Source organism: Allobosea sp. BK604 (assembly GCF_004341515.1).
GTDB lineage: Bacteria > Pseudomonadota > Alphaproteobacteria > Rhizobiales > Beijerinckiaceae > Allobosea.
The window spans coordinates 42679-57459 of record NZ_SLZF01000007.1; the positions used below are offsets into that span (position 1 = coordinate 42679).

15 protein-coding genes are annotated in these 14781 nt (G+C 66.8%); 9 read left to right on the top strand and 6 right to left on the bottom strand.

The window, feature by feature from the left end; genetic code table 11:
- Window positions 1–40: 40 nt before the first annotated feature.
- The 5 genes from EV560_RS21310 to EV560_RS21330 are packed head-to-tail and all read right to left on the bottom strand — an operon-like array spanning window position 41 to window position 4097.
- On the bottom strand, window positions 41–376 hold the full coding sequence (locus EV560_RS21310; protein WP_131857830.1) for a hypothetical protein: 336 nt from the start codon (window positions 374–376) through the stop codon (window positions 41–43).
- Window positions 376–1263, bottom strand: coding sequence for a DUF6772 family protein (locus EV560_RS21315; RefSeq protein ID WP_348982255.1), 888 nt, complete (start codon window positions 1261–1263; stop codon window positions 376–378). Before EV560_RS21315 ends, EV560_RS21310 begins: the two co-directional genes overlap by 1 nt.
- A gap of 3 nt (window positions 1264–1266) precedes the next feature.
- Window positions 1267–2100: a carbohydrate ABC transporter permease gene (locus tag EV560_RS21320; RefSeq protein ID WP_131857831.1), complete on the bottom strand. Its 834-nt coding sequence runs from the start codon at window positions 2098–2100 to the stop codon at window positions 1267–1269.
- Entirely contained in the window at window positions 2093–2968 is an 876-nt protein-coding gene (locus tag EV560_RS21325) for a carbohydrate ABC transporter permease (protein WP_131857832.1), read from the bottom strand. Before EV560_RS21325 ends, EV560_RS21320 begins: the two co-directional genes overlap by 8 nt.
- Before the next feature lie 4 nt (window positions 2969–2972).
- On the bottom strand, window positions 2973–4097 hold the full coding sequence (locus EV560_RS21330; RefSeq protein WP_131857833.1) for a mandelate racemase/muconate lactonizing enzyme family protein: 1125 nt from the start codon (window positions 4095–4097) through the stop codon (window positions 2973–2975).
- A 96-nt stretch (window positions 4098–4193) separates the two neighbouring features.
- Here EV560_RS21330 and EV560_RS21335 point away from each other — a divergent pair, with 96 nt between their 5' ends.
- The 6 genes from EV560_RS21335 to EV560_RS21360 all read left to right on the top strand — a co-directional run bounded on the left by EV560_RS21335 (window position 4194) and on the right by EV560_RS21360 (window position 10727).
- Window positions 4194–4985 carry a FadR/GntR family transcriptional regulator gene (locus EV560_RS21335; protein WP_131857834.1) on the top strand — a complete coding sequence of 264 codons (792 nt, stop codon included), beginning with the start codon at window positions 4194–4196 and terminating at the stop codon, window positions 4983–4985.
- Entirely contained in the window at window positions 4957–6255 is a 1299-nt protein-coding gene (locus tag EV560_RS21340) for an ABC transporter substrate-binding protein (RefSeq protein ID WP_131857835.1), read from the top strand. Before EV560_RS21335 ends, EV560_RS21340 begins: the two co-directional genes overlap by 29 nt.
- A 10-nt stretch (window positions 6256–6265) precedes the next feature.
- The gene (locus EV560_RS21345) at window positions 6266–7567 is read left to right on the top strand and encodes an extracellular solute-binding protein (protein WP_131857836.1); all 1302 of its coding nucleotides are present in this window, start codon (window positions 6266–6268) and stop codon (window positions 7565–7567) included.
- A complete protein-coding gene (locus EV560_RS21350; RefSeq protein ID WP_131857837.1) occupies window positions 7567–8496 on the top strand; it encodes an NAD(P)-dependent oxidoreductase in 930 nt (309 codons plus the stop codon). The genes EV560_RS21345 and EV560_RS21350 overlap by 1 nt, the downstream gene beginning before the upstream one ends.
- A gap of 25 nt (window positions 8497–8521) precedes the next feature.
- Complete coding sequence (locus tag EV560_RS21355) at window positions 8522–9799, top strand: ABC transporter substrate-binding protein (RefSeq protein WP_131857838.1); 1278 nt, start codon at window positions 8522–8524, stop codon at window positions 9797–9799.
- Window positions 9800–9977: 178 nt separating this feature from the next.
- Window positions 9978–10727 carry an SDR family NAD(P)-dependent oxidoreductase gene (locus tag EV560_RS21360; protein WP_131857839.1) on the top strand — a complete coding sequence of 250 codons (750 nt, stop codon included), beginning with the start codon at window positions 9978–9980 and terminating at the stop codon, window positions 10725–10727.
- 134 nt (window positions 10728–10861) lie between these two features.
- On the opposite strand, the gene EV560_RS21365 is transcribed toward EV560_RS21360, so the two are convergent.
- Window positions 10862–11659 carry an undecaprenyl-diphosphate phosphatase gene (locus EV560_RS21365; protein WP_131857840.1) on the bottom strand — a complete coding sequence of 266 codons (798 nt, stop codon included), beginning with the start codon at window positions 11657–11659 and terminating at the stop codon, window positions 10862–10864.
- A gap of 246 nt (window positions 11660–11905) precedes the next feature.
- Here EV560_RS21365 and EV560_RS21370 point away from each other — a divergent pair, with 246 nt between their 5' ends.
- The 3 genes from EV560_RS21370 to EV560_RS21380 all read left to right on the top strand — a co-directional run bounded on the left by EV560_RS21370 (window position 11906) and on the right by EV560_RS21380 (window position 14735).
- Window positions 11906–12598 (top strand): glutathione S-transferase family protein, encoded by a 693-nt coding sequence (locus EV560_RS21370; protein WP_131857841.1) that lies wholly within the window; start codon window positions 11906–11908, stop codon window positions 12596–12598.
- 134 nt (window positions 12599–12732) lie between these two features.
- A complete protein-coding gene (gene queG, locus EV560_RS21375) occupies window positions 12733–13872 on the top strand; it encodes a tRNA epoxyqueuosine(34) reductase QueG (RefSeq protein ID WP_348982256.1) in 1140 nt (379 codons plus the stop codon).
- On the top strand, window positions 13869–14735 hold the full coding sequence (locus EV560_RS21380; protein WP_131857843.1) for an SDR family oxidoreductase: 867 nt from the start codon (window positions 13869–13871) through the stop codon (window positions 14733–14735). The genes queG and EV560_RS21380 overlap by 4 nt, the downstream gene beginning before the upstream one ends.
- The last annotated feature ends 46 nt before the right edge of the window (window positions 14736–14781 follow it).

Sequence of the window (14781 nt, forward strand, 5' to 3'; positions counted from 1 at the left end):
CTTCGTCGCTACGCTCCTCGCAATGACGGCGGAGCTTCTCTCAAGCCTTCAGATGCAGCGTCACCAGCAGGGTGATCTCGACCCCCTCCGGCAGATCCGTTGCGACGCGCAGGAAGTTGCCGAAATGGGCGACGCGCTGGAAGGTCACGGCGTCGGTCGCGGCCGGCAGGTCGAAGCTCGAGCCTTCCGGCACCCAGTGCATGCCGTCGCCGGAGATCTCGATGCGTGCCTTCGGCAGCTTGCCCTTGGGGGGCTTGAGGGCGCGGACGAAGACGATCGCCTCCTTGGCCCAGCCGCCCTCATAGGGCTCGGTGGCGGATGCGCCTGTCCAGGTCTCGTTGCGGGCGATGATGGCGGTGAGGTTCTCAGGCAGCATCAGAAGTCCCCCGAAAGGCAGACCGAGTCGAGATAGGCGAAAGTGCGCTTGTCGGTGTCCGTCTCCGCGAAGAAGCAGAGATTGAGCATGCACCAGAGATTCTTCATCGCGGGGATGCGGATGCAGTCGAAGCCCGCCATGTCGAACTGGCGGTCGTTCACCTGGAAGCCGGTCGCCTGCATCGTCGACAGGTCGAAGTCGAAGCGCAGGTAGTGCCAGTTAATCTTGGTCGGGATCTCGTTGTAGCAGAGCTTCTGCTCCCCGCCGGGAAGGTCCTCCCAGTCGGAATCGGCGAGGTGGTAATGCGAGATCGTCTTGCCGACATCGCCGATCGGCTTGATCTCGGTGGTCTTGCGCTTGAACTGCCATTTCTGCAGGTGCTTGCCGTCGCGCGCATTGAGGAAGCGCAGATGCGGCATCACGCGCTCGCCGCCGGTCCCGAACTGGTCACCGACCTGGAGGTCGTAGAGGAAGCCGAAGGAGCGCACGTCGGTCTCCATCAGCTGCAGTTCCGTCGCCTCCGGCTTGAAGGTGAAATAGCACTCCATGCGGATCGGCCCGGCCTTTCGGAAGGTGAGCCGCTTCAGCGTGACGTTCTGCGCGCCACGCTTCGGCCGCGTCGCGAGCTTCAGCGCATAGGAACCGTCGACGCCGCCATGCGAGCCGAAATCCCAGTTCGGCAGGGTCGAGAGCATGGCATGGGTGTGCTGGGCATAACCCGGCAGCATCTGGTCGAGCGTGATCTCGTAATTGCCGACGAGCTGCGTGTAGCCGCACATGCCGCGGTCGAAATCGTCGAGGCAGATGATGCGTGGCAGCGGGTCGAAGCGGCTGAGCTGCGGATCGGCCTCGCGGATGGCGCGGCGCATGTCGTCTAGCTGGGTCATGACCTATCCTTTCACCGCGCCGGCCGTCAGGCCCGCCACGAGATGCTTCTGCATGAGGATGACGAAGGCGAGCACGGGCAGGAGCTGGATGGCGGAGGCCGCGAACAGCACTCCCCATTCGACGCCCTCGACCGCGCCGATCATCTCCGCCACGACCAGAGGCGCGGTCTTGGCCTTGGTGGTGGTGAAGATGAAAGCGAAGAGGAACTCGTTCCAGGCGTAGACGATGACGAAGACCGCGACCGCGAGCATGCCTTGCGCCGCCAGCGGGAAGATCACGCGCCGGATGATCTGGAAGCGCGAGGCGCCGTCGATCATCGCGGATTCGTCGAGCTCGCGCGGGATCTGGTCGATGAAGGTCCGCATCACGATCGTGCCGAGCGAGACGAAGAAGGTCGCGTAGAGCAGGATCAGGATGAAATGCGTGTCGTTGAGCTTCAGCCAGTTCACCACCGGGAAGAGCGGCAGCGTGATCACGATCGGCGGGATCAGCCGGATGAAGATCAGGAAGAAGGCGCTGGCCTGAAGCGCCTTGCTGGCATGGCGCGAATAGGCGTAGCCGGCGAGCAGCGAGACGGAGACGGCAAGTACGGTCGCCCCCGTCGTCACCAGGAAGCTGTTCCATAGGCCGGTGAAGAAGTCGCCCCAGCGGCTCCAGAGCTGGATGTAGTTCACCAGCGTCGGCTCGAACTTGAAGCGTGAGGCGACGGAGAAGATGTCGCGGTCGGCCTTGAAGGACGACATCACGATCAGGACGATCGGCACCAGCGACCAGGCGGCGATGACGAGGACGCCGAGGAGCTTGAGCAGGGCGAGGGGGAGCGAGCGCTTACGCATGCTTGCCGAACATCTCCCTGTAGAGGCCGCGCAGGTAGACGACGGCGAGGAGGAGCGAGGCGAGCACGAGCAGCCAGCCTGTGGCGGCTGCTGCGCCGAAGGAATTGTATCGGAAGGCCTCGAGATAGAGATAGACCGCCATCACCTCGGTCGTGCGCGCCGGCCCGCCGCCCGTCATCAGCCAGACCTCGGAGAACAGGCGGAAGGCGAAGATGTAGCGGAACAGGGCCGCGATCAGCAGCGCCGGCATCAGCAGCGGCAAGGTGATGCGCCGGAAGGCGCGCCAGCCGGTGGCGCCGTCCATCGAGCCGGCCTCGTAGAGCTCACCGGGAATGGCGAGGCGGGCGGCATAGAGGATGACGAAGCTGAAGGGCAGGTGCAGCCAGATCGAGAGCAGGCAGACCATCAGCAGGCCGTGGCTGGGGTTCACCGACCATTCGATCGGCGGCAGGCCGATCGTGGCGAGAAGCTGGCTCATCATCCCGACTTCGGGCTCGAACAGGTAGCGCCACATCACCACCGCCGAGACCTCGGAGACGGCGTAGGGGGCGAGCACGACCGCCAGCATCAGCGCGCGGAAGGGGATGCCCGAGGCGAAGAACAGCGCCATCAGCAGGCCGAGCAGCAACTCGACATGCACGACGACCGCGACGACGATCACCGTGTTGACGAGCGCGCGCCAGAAATAGGGATCGCTCAGGACCTTGGCGTAGTTGGCGAGCCCGACATAGGTCGCCGCCTGGCCGAACGAAGACTGGTTCAGGCTGAGCCAGAATACGTAGATCGCCGGCAGGAAGATGATGCCGCCGACCATGAGCTGCACCGGCGAGACCAGCGCGAAAGCAGGAAGGGCCGAGCGTTGGCTCATGCTCTCACGCGATCCGGTGGCGCATGAGCATGTCGCGGTCGATCTCGATGCCGAGCCCCGGCCCCTGCGGCACGACGAGCTGTCCGTCGACCAGCTGGCTGCCTTCGCCGACGACCGGATGCGTGAAGGAATCCCGCAGCGGGTTGGCGTAGACCATGCACTCGAAGGTGCGCAGCGTTTCCGCCGCGGCCGCCAGCTGAAGGCTGGCGGCGACGCAGATCGCGCCCGACCAGCCGACATGCGGCGCGTAGGCCGTGTTGAAGCTCGCCGCGAGCTCGGCGATGCGCCAGGTCTCGGTGATGCCGCCCGCGCGCGAGACGTCAGGCTGGATCAGCCCGAGCGAGCGCTCCTGCAGCATGGCCAGCGCCTCGGAGGCGACATAGTCGCTCTCGCCGGCCGCGAGCCGGATCGGCAGATGCTGGGCGAGGCGCTTGTAGCCGGCGCGGTCATTGGGCGCGATCGGCTCCTCGAAGAAGCCGTAGCCGAGATCGGCCAGCGCCCGGCCGACGACCAGCGCATCGTCGACATCATAGGCCCAGTTGGCATCGACATAGAGCGCGATGTCGTCGCCCGCGAGTTTGCGGATGAATTTGGCCCGGGCGATCGCGTCCTTGAGCGGATGGCCGAGCTTAACCTTGATCTCGCGGAAGCCGGCCTTCAGCGCGGCCGCCACCTCGGCCTCGACCGTGGCGTCGTCGAGCCAGTTGATCGAGGAGGCATAGGCCGGAACGCGCGTCCGCCCCATGCCGCCGAGCAGCTTGTGGATCGGCTCGCCGGCCGCCTTGCCGGCAATGTCCCAGAGCGCGATGTCGATCGCCGAGATCGCCTCGACGATCTGCCCGCCCGGATGGCCGGAGAGCGCGCCGCGCATCGCCTTCCACAGCGCCCGCCGGTCGGCCGGGTCCTTGCCGATCAGCCGCGGGATCAGCGCGTCCTCGATGAAGCGCGCATAACCGGCGGCGCCGCGCCGGCACAGCCCCTCGCCATAGCCGATGATGCCGTCGCTGGTGGTGACCTCGACGACCACGATCTCGATGGCCGGATAATCGCCCTGCGAAGTGCGCTGGGCCTTGGCCAGCACGGCGCGCAGCGGATAGGCAACGATCTGCTGGATGTTGCGAGCCGGCATAGCGATGGCGCCCTCCCCAGGACGGTAACTTATCTGATAGGTTGAACAGTTGCCAACTTGCCTGGCTTCTGTCAATCATGTCGTTGGAGCTTGTGAATGACCGAAGCCGCTGCCGCCCTGATCGAGGACGACCCGTTCGCCGATGCGGATGTGGTGCCGACGCGGCTGGGCGACGCCCTGATCCAGCGCATCACGCAGGCGATCCATGATGGCCGCCTCAAGCCTGGTGACGTGTTGCCTTCCGAGGCGCGCATGGCGGCCTCCTTCGGTGTCAGCAAGCCGATTGCGCGCGAGGCCATCCGCCAGCTCGCGGCCATGGGTGTCGTCCATATCCAGCAGGGCAAGCCGACGCGCGTGCGCGCGCTCGACGCCGCCCCGCTCGACCGCTTCTTCCGTTTCGCCGTCCGCGGCAGCAAGACCGGCCTCACCGAGGCGGTGGAGCTGCGCCGCATCCTCGAGCCGCCGATCGCGCGCTACAGCGCCGAGCGCCGCTCCGAGGCCGATGTCGCCAGGCTCACCGAAATCCTGAAACGCCTCGAGGTCTCCTGGACCGACGTGCCGCGCTGGATCGAGGCCGATCTCGATTTCCACGAGGCGATCGCGGCCTCGGCCGGCAACACCTTGCTCGATCTGCAGATCCGGGCCCTGCGCCCGTTGAACCGGGAGATCATGGAGCTCTTCAACTCACGCAGCACCCGCAATACCGGCGATTGGCGCAAGACCTACGAGCGCCATGTCGAGGTGGTCGAGGCCATTCGCGCCGGCGATCCCGATTGGGCCGAGCGGGCCATGCGCAAGCATTTCGAAGCGGCAGAAGTCGCCATCGCGGAACTCGCGACATCACGGGAGGAAAACAACAATGACGTCAGGGAAGGAACCGGACCGTAGGCAGGTCCTCGGGGGTTTTGTCGGCCTGAGCCTTGCGGGATTGGGTGCGCCGTCCGCCTTTGCGCAGACGGCCCCGCTCAACCTCTTCGCCCATCGCGTCATGCAGACGGTCGCGACCGGCGCGCAAGGCGGCGACATCACCAAGCCGTGGTGCGAGAAGAACGGCACCACGGTGCAATGGACCACCTTTGACACCGGCCCGCTGCAGGAGCGCCTGTTCCGCGAGGCGAGCCTGGGCGAGACCTCGGTCGATGTCGGATTCCTGCTCAATACCCAAGCCGTGCCGCGCGCCGCCAGCCTGTTCGAGCCGCTCGACGAGTTCATGAAGCGCGATCCGCTCGATGACGCGGCGGACATCTTCCCCGGCCTGATGGACGGCATGAAGGTCGGCGGCAAGCAGGTCGCTATCCCCTTCCGCCACGCCTCTTCCGGCCTGCACTACAACGAGGAACTGCTGGCCGAGAAAGGCTTCAGCAAGCCGCCGGCGACCATCGAGGAAATGGTCGAGATGGCCCGCGCCTGCACCTACCGCCGGGCCGACGGCACCGCTGTCACCGGCCTGTGCATGCCCGGCGTCACTTATCCGAACGTGATCGACATCGCCCGCGCCTGGGATGGCGACTTCATCACGCCGGACTACAAATGCGTCGCCGACCAGCCGCCGATGCTGAACGCCATCAAGCTGCTGCGCGAGCTCTTCCAGGCCGGCGCCTTCCCGCGCAATTTCGCGACGCTCTCGACCGAGGACGTCAATGTCTGGATGCAGACCGGCCGTGCCGCGATCAGCCTGCAGAGCATGGGCCGCAACCGCATCTACAACGACCCGCAGAAGTCGAAATTCGCGGGCAAGATCAAGACCATTGCCGTCCCCGCGTCGAAGACGCTCGCGAGCAAGTACAGCGCGGCCCCGGCCAAGGTCGAGTTCTGGGGCCTGTGCATCCCGAAGAATTCCAAGCGCAAGGACCTCGCCTGGAGCTTTATCAAGGCGATGGCCTCGAAGCCGGCGACGCTGGGCGCCGCGCTCAACGGCAATGGACCGGTCCGCGCGTCGACCTATGCCGATGCCAGCTTCGCCGCGACCGTGCCTTATGCGGCGGAAGAGCTGAAAGTGCTCAAGGTCGCGCGCATCCCGCTGCCGGCTTTCGACGAGGCTGCGCGCGCCGGCGACCTCTTCAAGGAGGAGGCCGAGGCCGCCGTGCTCGGCATGAAGACGCCGGAGGAGGCGATGGCCTCCCTGGTCAAGCGCGTCCAGCCGCTGCTTCCGGCATGAGGAGGACGACATGGACAAGCTCCATCAGCCGTCGCGCCGCGCTCTGCTCACGGGTACCGCGCTTGCACTGCCCGTTCTTGCCATGCCCGCCATCGTGCGGGCGCAAGCCAAGTCGCTCAACATCATCAGCCACCGCGTCCACCGCAACGTCCTGACCGGCGAGGGCGGCGGCAAGGGCGGCGACATCATCGGTGATTGGTCGAAGGCGACAGGCACCGGCGTCAACTGGTCGACCTTCGACGTCGCGCCCCTCCATGAGCGCCTGCTGCGCGAGGCCAGTCTCGCCGAGACGAGCTTCGATCTCGGTTTCGTCGTCAATACCCTCGCCGTGCCCCGCGTGCTCACGTTGATGGAGCCGCTCGACGCGCTCCAGAAGAGCGACCCGATCGAGGATTTCGCCGGGGTCGCGCCGGGCATGGTCAAGGCGCTTAATGCTGGCGGCGCGCTCAGGGGCGTTCCCTTCCGCCATGCCACGACCGGGCTGCACATCAACGACGCCATCCTGGCCGAGCGGAAGATCGCGGCGGCGCCGAAGACGATCGAGGAGATGATCGAGGTCGCCAAGGCCGCGACTTTCACCAACGCCGCCGGCGTGCCGGTCAGCGGCTTCGCCATGGAAGGCGTCAGCTATGTCAACATGGTGACGCTGTCGCTCGCCTGGGACGCGCCCTTCATCAGCGAGGACCTCAAGGTCCTGCCCAACGAGGCAGGCATGCTGCGGACCTTCGAGGTCTTCCGCGATCTCTATGCCGCGCGCGCCCTGCCGCGCAATTTCGCGACGCTGAAGCAGGACGAGGTCATCACGCAGATGCAGACCGGCCGGGCGGCGATGTGCCATTTCGCCTTCGGCCGCTACTTCGCCTTCAACGATCCGCAGAAGAGCCAGTTTCCCGGCAAGATCAGCGCCGTGCCGCCGCCAGCCTCGCGCTCGCTCGGCGACGGCGCCATCGTCGGCACGACGGAGTTCTGGTCCTTCGTCATACCCCGGAACTCGCGCAACAAGGAACTCGCCTGGTCGCTGGTCAAGGCGATGACCGCGAAGGAGGCGGTGATCCGCGCCGCGCTCAACGGCAACGGTCCCGTGCGGGCTTCGGCCTATGACGACCAGCGCGTCAAGGACGCGGTGCCCTATGCCGCCGCAGAGGCGAAAGTCCTTGCCGTCGCACGCCCGCCGCTGCCCGCCTTCGACCGCGCCGTCGAGGCCGGTGATGCGCTCGCCCAGGCCGTCCAGGCGGTGGCCCTCGGCCAGGTCACGCCCGAGCAGGGCCTCGCCGATCTCAAGCGCCGCGTCGAACCCATGGTGAAATCCTGATGGCTACAACCTTGTCTCCCACCGCCCGCATCGGCTTCATCGGCATCGGCACGATGGGCCTGCCGATGGCGCTCAACGTGCTGCGCGGCGGCTATCCGCTGACGGTCTATGATCTCAGCGAAGCCGCCCTCGCGGAGGCGCAGAAAAGCGGTGCCAAGCGCGCCGCGAGCATCGCCGAGCTGGTGCGGGACAGCGACGTGGTCATCACCATGCTGCCCGATGCGCCTGACGTCGAAGCCGCGGCGCTCGGTCCGGATGGTACCGAGGCGAATGCCAGGCCCGGCTTGATCTATGTCGACATGAGCACGATCGATCCGGTCACCAGCCGCCGCGTTGGTGCACGGCTGGCGGCGCGGGGTATCAGGATGATCGACAGCCCGGTCGCGCGCGGGGTCGAGAATGCCCGGGCCGGCACGCTGGCGCTGATGATCGGCGGCGATCTCGCGACCTTCCAGGAGGTCGAGCCGCTGCTGCGCCGGATGGCCGACACGATCACGCATTGCGGCGAGCTCGGCAACGGCACCGCGATGAAGCTCGTCAACAACTTCCTCTCGGCCGGCATCGTCAGCGCCATCGCCGAGGCCATGACCATCGGCCTGAAAGCCGGCCTGCCGCTCGACCTCATGGTCAGGATCAGCGGCGGCACGGGCACCAACAACGCCTGGCTGCACAAGCTGATGCCCGGCAAGGCCTTCCTCGGCGATTTCTCGCCCGGCTTCATGTCGCGCCTGGCGCGCAAGGACCAGCGCCTTGCGACCACGCTTGCCGCCGAGATCGGCGTGCCGCTCACACTCGGCGCCGCCGTGCTCCAGCTGCTCGACGAGACGACCGAGAAATATCCGCGCGACGATTTCACCAGCATCCTGCGGCTGGTCGGCGAGCGCGCGGGCGTCGAGATCCGCCTGAGCGAACAGAACGCTGCAGCCTGAAACGAACCAGTCGGAGTCCGGCACCATGCACGCAATCACCCGACGTTCCCTTCTTGCCGGCAGCGCTGGCGTCGCCGCGTTTTCGGCCTTGCCCGCCTTCGCCCAGGGCAAGACGCTGACCGCGCTCGGCCACCGCGTCCACCAGACCTGCGCCACGACCGGCCCGGGCGGCGACGCCACCGAGGCCTGGCGCAAGCAGTCCGGCGCCAGCATCAACTGGGTCACCTTCGGCGACAACAACGCCATCCATGAGCGGCTGCTCCGCGAGGTCGCGCTCGGCGAGACCTCGATCGATGTCGGCTACCTGCTCAATGGCCGCGCCGTGCCGCGCAACCTCAAGCTCTTCGAACCGCTCGACGGGCTGATGAAAGAGGCGGCGCTGGAGGCACCGGAGGATTTCGCGCCGGGCCTGATCGAGCCGCTGAAGCTCGATGGCGCCCTGCACGGCATTCCCGTCCGCCACGCCACCAACGCGCTGATCTACAACGAGGCGCTGCTCGAGGAGCGTGGCGTCAAGCTGCCGACGAGCTTCGAGGAGCTGGTCGAGGCTGCCCGCAAGCTCACCTTCAAGCGTGACGACGGCACGCAGGTCTACGGTCTCGCCTTCACCGCCGTCTTCGCCTCGAACTTCCTGACGCTCGCCCGCTGCCTCGGCGGCGACTACATGACGCCGGACGGCAAGCTCGTCGCGGCCGAGCCCGGCATGGTCAAGGCACTGACGGTGCTGGCCGAGCTCTACAAGGCCGGCGTGCTGCCGCGGAACTTTGCCACGGTGAACAACGAGGAGATCACCACCTGGATGCAGCAGGGCAGGGCGGCGCTGACCATCAATCCCTTCGCCCGGCTGGTGACCTATAACGACCCGAGCAAGGGCAAATATGGCGGTCGCTTCAAGTCGCTGCTGCCGCCGATGGCGGCCGATCTCGCCGGCAAGATGGCCTTCGCGCCAACGGTCGAATATTGGTCGCTGGTCATCCCGAAGAACGCCAAGCAGAAGCCGCTGAGCTGGGATCTGATCCGCACGCTCTCCTCCAAGGCCGGCACCAAGGCGATGGCGCTGAACGGCAATGGCCCGACCCGCATCTCGACCTATGCCGACCCGGCCCTGATCGCGGCCATGCCCTATGCCGCCGACGAGGCGGCGGCGCTGAAGGCGAGCCGCATCCATCTTCCGGCCTTCGACGAGCAGGCCCGCGCCCATGACATCTTCATCGAGGAGACGCAGGCCGCCGTGCTTGGTATCAAGCCGGTGCAGCAGGCGATGGACGATGCCGTCAGGCGCGTGAAGCCGCTGCTGGGCTAGGATGGTTCAACCCGTCATTGCGTGGAGCCGAGCGACGAAGCGACCCAGGGGACGTAGGGCGAGACCCCCCTGATTGCTTCGCGGAGCCTGCGCTCGGTTTGCCCAAGGCAAAAACTCGGGTGCTCGCAATGACGGCTTTTGCGGGCGGCTTCATCTCCACAGAAGGCACTTTGGCAATATGGCTTCACTTCACGGGCGCACCGCGCTGGTCACCGGCGCGGCGCGGGGCATCGGGCTCGCCATCGGCGAAAGCCTCGCACAGGCCGGCGCGCATCTCGTCCTGCACGATCGGGACGCGCCGGCGGCCGAGCAGGCGCTGGAGCAGCTCAAGGCCGCCGGCCTCTCCGCCAGCCCGCTGATTGCCGATCTCGCCGAGCCGGCCGCGCCCGCTCGCATGCGCGAGGCCCTGGAGGCGGAAGGGCATCGGCCCGATATCCTTGTCCTCTGCGCCTCCGTCGAGACCCGCGAGACCTGGGACAAGCTCTCCGAGGAAGCGATGGCGGCGCAGACCGCGATCAACCTCCACGCCACGGTCCGCCTGATCCAGGCCTTCCTGCCGGGCATGATCGCCAGGGGCTTCGGGCGGATCATCGCCATCGGCAGCGTGCAGGAGGCGCGGCCGAACCCGACGCACTTCTATTACGCCGCCACCAAGGCGGCGCAGACCAACATGATCCTCAACCTGGCGCGGACGCTGCGCGAGCCGGACATCACCTGCAACATCATCCAGCCCGGCGCGATCCTGACCGACCGCAACCGCGCGGTGCTGACCGAGCCGGCCAATGAATCGGCCGTGCTCGCCCGCATTCCGCTGGCGCGGCTCGGCAAGGCTGGCGACTGCGCCGGGGCGGCGCTGCTGCTCTGCTCCGAGGAGGGCGCCTATATCAACGGCGCCGAGATCGCCGTCGATGGCGGGTTGCGGTTGTAGCCAGGGTTGGGCGGGATTCTCTCGTCATTGTCGGGCTTGTCCCGACCATCCAGGTCTTCGCCGATCGCGGGTCGCGTTCAGGACGTGGATGCTCGCCACAAGGGCGAGCATGACGGCGGAGGGGAAGGCCTCGCTCAGCCGAACACCCAGAGTCCCGCCAGACCCGCCGCACCCACGATGATCCGCCACCAGGCGAAGAGCCCGAAGCCGCGGCGCGAGACATAGTCGAGGAAGGTCTTGACCACGACGAGCGCCGCAAAGAACGCCGCGATGAACCCGACTGCGATCAGCGTCATGTCGTCGCCGCTGAGGTTCTTGTAGTTCTTCAGGAGGTCGTAGGTGAAGGCACCGGCCATGGTCGGCATTGCCAGGAAGAAGGAGAATTCGGCCGCCGCGCGCTTGTCGGCCCCGAGCAGCATCGCGCCGACGATGGTCGAACCCGAGCGCGAGACGCCGGGGATCATCGCCAGGCACTGGATCACGCCGATCTTGAAATACATTGGCAGCGGGAATTTCGTGGCGTCGTCATGCTTCACCTCGAGCTCGAGCTCGTCGACGACCAGAAGTACCAGTCCGCCAGCGATCAGCGCGCAGCAGACCAGGAACGGATTGAACAGAACCCCCTTGATGAAGCCGCTCGCCAAGGCGCCGATCACCGCCGCCGGCAGGAAGGCTATCAGCACGCCCAGTACGAAGCGCCGGGCGCTCGGATCGGTCGGCAAGCGCAGCGCGATATCGAGCAGGCGCCTGAAATAGACCAGCAGGATCGCGAGGATCGCGCCGAGCTGGATCAGGATCTCGAAGGTCTTGCCGTTCGACTCGAAGCCGAGGAAATGCCCCAGCAGCAGCAGGTGCCCCGTGGATGAGACCGGCAGGAACTCGGTGAGCCCCTCCACGATGCCGAGAACGATGGCTTCGATCAGGTTTTGCATGGGCCGGATTCCTACTGGCGACTCAGCGCCGCGCTGGCACTGGTAAACCGCTCTGCTCTATGGAACCAAGCCCTTTGCAAATTGGTTACCACTCTCCCAACGCAACCCTGTCTAATCGCCGCAATAGTATTTCCGCGGGTTGTGACGCCTCTTAGCCGGGATTATAGGAAGCGCCAACGCTGAGCCCCGACGCCTACCTTCCCTCCGGCCCTGCTTCAGCCCCATCCTTCTGCTCCAAGACCGGCAATGGCGATTCTTCATCACTATCCCTTGTGCCCGCACTCGCGCTTCATCCGCCTCGTGCTCGCCGAATACGGCTTCGATGCCGAGTTGATCGAGGAGCGCGTCTGGGAGCGGCGTCGCGAGTTCCTCGAGATGAACCCGGCCGGCACGACGCCGGTCTTCCGGGAAGATAGTGGCTTCACTGTGCCGGGTGCGGGGCCGATCGCCGAATATCTCGACGAGACCCGTGGCCTCGGGCTTGGCGACCGCCGGCTGCTGCCGGAGGGACCGGCGGAACGTGTCGAGGTTCGCCGGCTGCTCGACTGGTTCAACCTGAAATTCGATGGCGAGATCACCAGCCCGCTCGTGCTGGAGAAGGTGATGAAGCGCTTCATGAGCCGGGACGAGGGCGGCGGCCCGCCGGAAATGAGCGCGATCCGCGCCGCACGCAGCAATGTGCGCTATCATCTGCGCTATATCGCGTGGCTCACCGCCAAGCGGAACTGGCTCGCCGGCAATGAGCTGAGCTATGCCGATCTCGCCGCCGCGGCGCATGTTTCCTGCGTCGACTATCTCGGCGACGTGCCCTGGGAAGAGGATGAGGCCGCGCGCGCATGGTACGCGAGGATCAAATCCCGGCCGAGCTTCCGGCCGCTGCTGAGCGACCGGGTGCCGGGCATGGCCCCGAGCGCGCATTACGACAATCTGGACTTCTGAAAGACCGGGCCATTACCCATCGCCCTCATCCGGAGGAGCCGACACCTCCCGGTCTTCGCGAGGAGCGCAGCGACGAAGCAATCCAGGGGGGCTGCGCGGGCCCTTCTGGATTGCTTCGCTCCGCTCGCGATGACGTGCGCGCTGAGCGCCTGAAGCAGGCCGTGGTCGAGCGTGCCCGTGCCGAGGGCTTCGTCGTCGCCCGCGTCGCCTCCGCCGATGCCATTCCTGACGCCCCGCAACGCCTGCAGGCCTGGCTCGATGCCGGCTATCAGGGCGATATGAGCTGGCTGGAGGAGCGCATCGCCGAGCGCTCCGATCCACGGGCACTCTGGAGCGAGGTCAGGAGCGTCGTCATGCTCGGCATGAACTATGCCGGCGAGGGCGACCCGCTCGCCATCCTCGCCGAGCCCGGCAAGGCGGCGATCTCGCTCTATGCCCGCCGCCGGGACTATCACGACGTCATCAAGGGCAAACTGAAGAGCGTTGCCGGCTTGCTCGCCGCCCGCGCCGGCGCCGACGTGAAGGTCTTCGTCGACACCGCCCCGGTCATGGAGAAACCGCTCGCGGAGGCGGCAGGGCTCGGCTGGCAAGGCAAGCACACGGTGCTGGTCTCGCGCGAGCACGGCTCCTGGCTCTTCCTCGGCGCGATCTACACCTCGGCCGAACTGCCGCCCGACGCGCCCGAGAGCGACCATTGCGGCTCCTGCCGACGTTGCCTCGAGATTTGCCCGACCGACGCTTTCCCCGCGCCCTATCAGCTCGATGCCCGCCGCTGCATCGCCTATCTTACCATCGAGCATCAGGGCCATATCGACGCGGAGCTGCGCCCCGGGATTGGCAACCGGGTCTTCGGCTGCGACGACTGCCTCGCCGTCTGCCCCTGGAACAAGTTCGCGGCGGCCGCGCAGGAAACGCGCCTCGCCCTCAAGGACGAGCTCGACGCCCTGCCGCTGACGGATCTGGCCAGGCTCGACGATCCGGCTTTCCGCGCGCTCTTCGCCGGCACGCCGGTCAAGCGCACCGGCCGCGACCGCTTCATCCGCAATGTCCTGATCGCGATCGGCAATAGCGCTCGGCCGGAGCTGGCGGGGAGCGCCGCGGCGCTCGTCGCTGATCCCTCGCCGCTGGTGCGTGCAATGGCCGCCTGGGCGCTGATCAGGCTCGCGCCCGAGGAGGCGCGTCGCCGTGCCGCTGCTGCGCTCGCCGCCGAATCGGATGAAGACGTGCGTCGCGAGTGGCTCGCTCTCGATGCAGAACCGGAAATTGCCGCATGAAGCTCGTCATCTTCGGCCTTGGCTATAGCGCCGGCTTTTTCGCGCGCGCCGCGATGGCGCAGGGCTGGGACGTCACCGGCACGGTGCGCTCGGCCGAGAAGGCGGGCGCCCTGAGCCGCGAGGGTATCCGCACCCTCGTCTTCGGCGGCTTCGCCGTCTCCCGCCCGCTCTCGCTCGCCGTCGCGGAGGCCGATGCCGTGCTCGTCTCGATCCAGCCGGACGAGGAGGGCGATCCCGTCCTGCGCACGCTCGCGAACGAGCTTGCGGCCGCCCCGAACCTGCGCTGGATCGGCTATCTCTCGACCATCGGCGTCTATGGCGACCATGGCGGCGCCTGGATCGACGAGACCGCCGAATGCCGCCCGACAAGTGCCCGCTCGAAGCTCCGGCTCGAAACCGACGAGGCCTGGCTCGATTTCGGCGCGCGCAGCGGCAAGCCGGTGCAGATCTTCCGGCTCTCGGGCATTTATGGCCCCGGTCGCAACGCCATCACCAAGCTGCGGAACGGCACCGCTAACCGGCTGATCAAGCCCGGCCAGGTCTTCAACCGCATCCATGTCGACGACATCGCCGGCATCCTGCTGGCCTCGCTCACCAGGCCGCGCAACGGGGCGGTCTACAACACCACCGATGATGAGCCGGCGCCGCCGCAGGACGTGGTCAGCCTTGCCGCCGAACTGGCCGGCCTCACGCCCCCACCGGAGACGCCCTTCGACCGGGCCAAGCTCTCGCCGATGGCGGCGAGCTTCTATGGCGAGAACAAGCGCGTCTCGAATGCGCTGGTGAAGCGCGAGCTGGATTATGTGCTGCGCTATCCGACCTACCGCGAGGCGCTGCGGGTGCTGGTGGGAACGGAGAGGTGACTTGGTTCCCGTCGTTGCGAGGAGCAGAGCGACGAAGCAATCCAGG

What these genes read in the sequence shown, in the direction of transcription:
- EV560_RS21310 (WP_131857830.1), bottom strand. Translation starts at nt 376, where the DNA reads ATGCTGCCTGAGAACCTCACCGCCATCATCGCCCGCAACGAGACCTGG.
- EV560_RS21315 (WP_348982255.1), bottom strand. Translation starts at nt 1,263, where the DNA reads ATGACCCAGCTAGACGACATGCGCCGCGCCATCCGCGAGGCCGATCCG.
- EV560_RS21320 (WP_131857831.1), bottom strand. Translation starts at nt 2,100, where the DNA reads ATGCGTAAGCGCTCGCTCCCCCTCGCCCTGCTCAAGCTCCTCGGCGTC.
- EV560_RS21325 (WP_131857832.1), bottom strand. Translation starts at nt 2,968, where the DNA reads ATGAGCCAACGCTCGGCCCTTCCTGCTTTCGCGCTGGTCTCGCCGGTG.
- EV560_RS21330 (WP_131857833.1), bottom strand. Translation starts at nt 4,097, where the DNA reads ATGCCGGCTCGCAACATCCAGCAGATCGTTGCCTATCCGCTGCGCGCC.
- EV560_RS21335 (WP_131857834.1), top strand. Translation starts at nt 4,194, where the DNA reads ATGACCGAAGCCGCTGCCGCCCTGATCGAGGACGACCCGTTCGCCGAT.
- EV560_RS21340 (WP_131857835.1), top strand. Translation starts at nt 4,957, where the DNA reads ATGACGTCAGGGAAGGAACCGGACCGTAGGCAGGTCCTCGGGGGTTTT.
- EV560_RS21345 (WP_131857836.1), top strand. Translation starts at nt 6,266, where the DNA reads ATGGACAAGCTCCATCAGCCGTCGCGCCGCGCTCTGCTCACGGGTACC.
- EV560_RS21350 (WP_131857837.1), top strand. Translation starts at nt 7,567, where the DNA reads ATGGCTACAACCTTGTCTCCCACCGCCCGCATCGGCTTCATCGGCATC.
- EV560_RS21355 (WP_131857838.1), top strand. Translation starts at nt 8,522, where the DNA reads ATGCACGCAATCACCCGACGTTCCCTTCTTGCCGGCAGCGCTGGCGTC.
- EV560_RS21360 (WP_131857839.1), top strand. Translation starts at nt 9,978, where the DNA reads ATGGCTTCACTTCACGGGCGCACCGCGCTGGTCACCGGCGCGGCGCGG.
- EV560_RS21365 (WP_131857840.1), bottom strand. Translation starts at nt 11,659, where the DNA reads ATGCAAAACCTGATCGAAGCCATCGTTCTCGGCATCGTGGAGGGGCTC.
- EV560_RS21370 (WP_131857841.1), top strand. Translation starts at nt 11,906, where the DNA reads ATGGCGATTCTTCATCACTATCCCTTGTGCCCGCACTCGCGCTTCATC.
- EV560_RS21380 (WP_131857843.1), top strand. Translation starts at nt 13,869, where the DNA reads ATGAAGCTCGTCATCTTCGGCCTTGGCTATAGCGCCGGCTTTTTCGCG.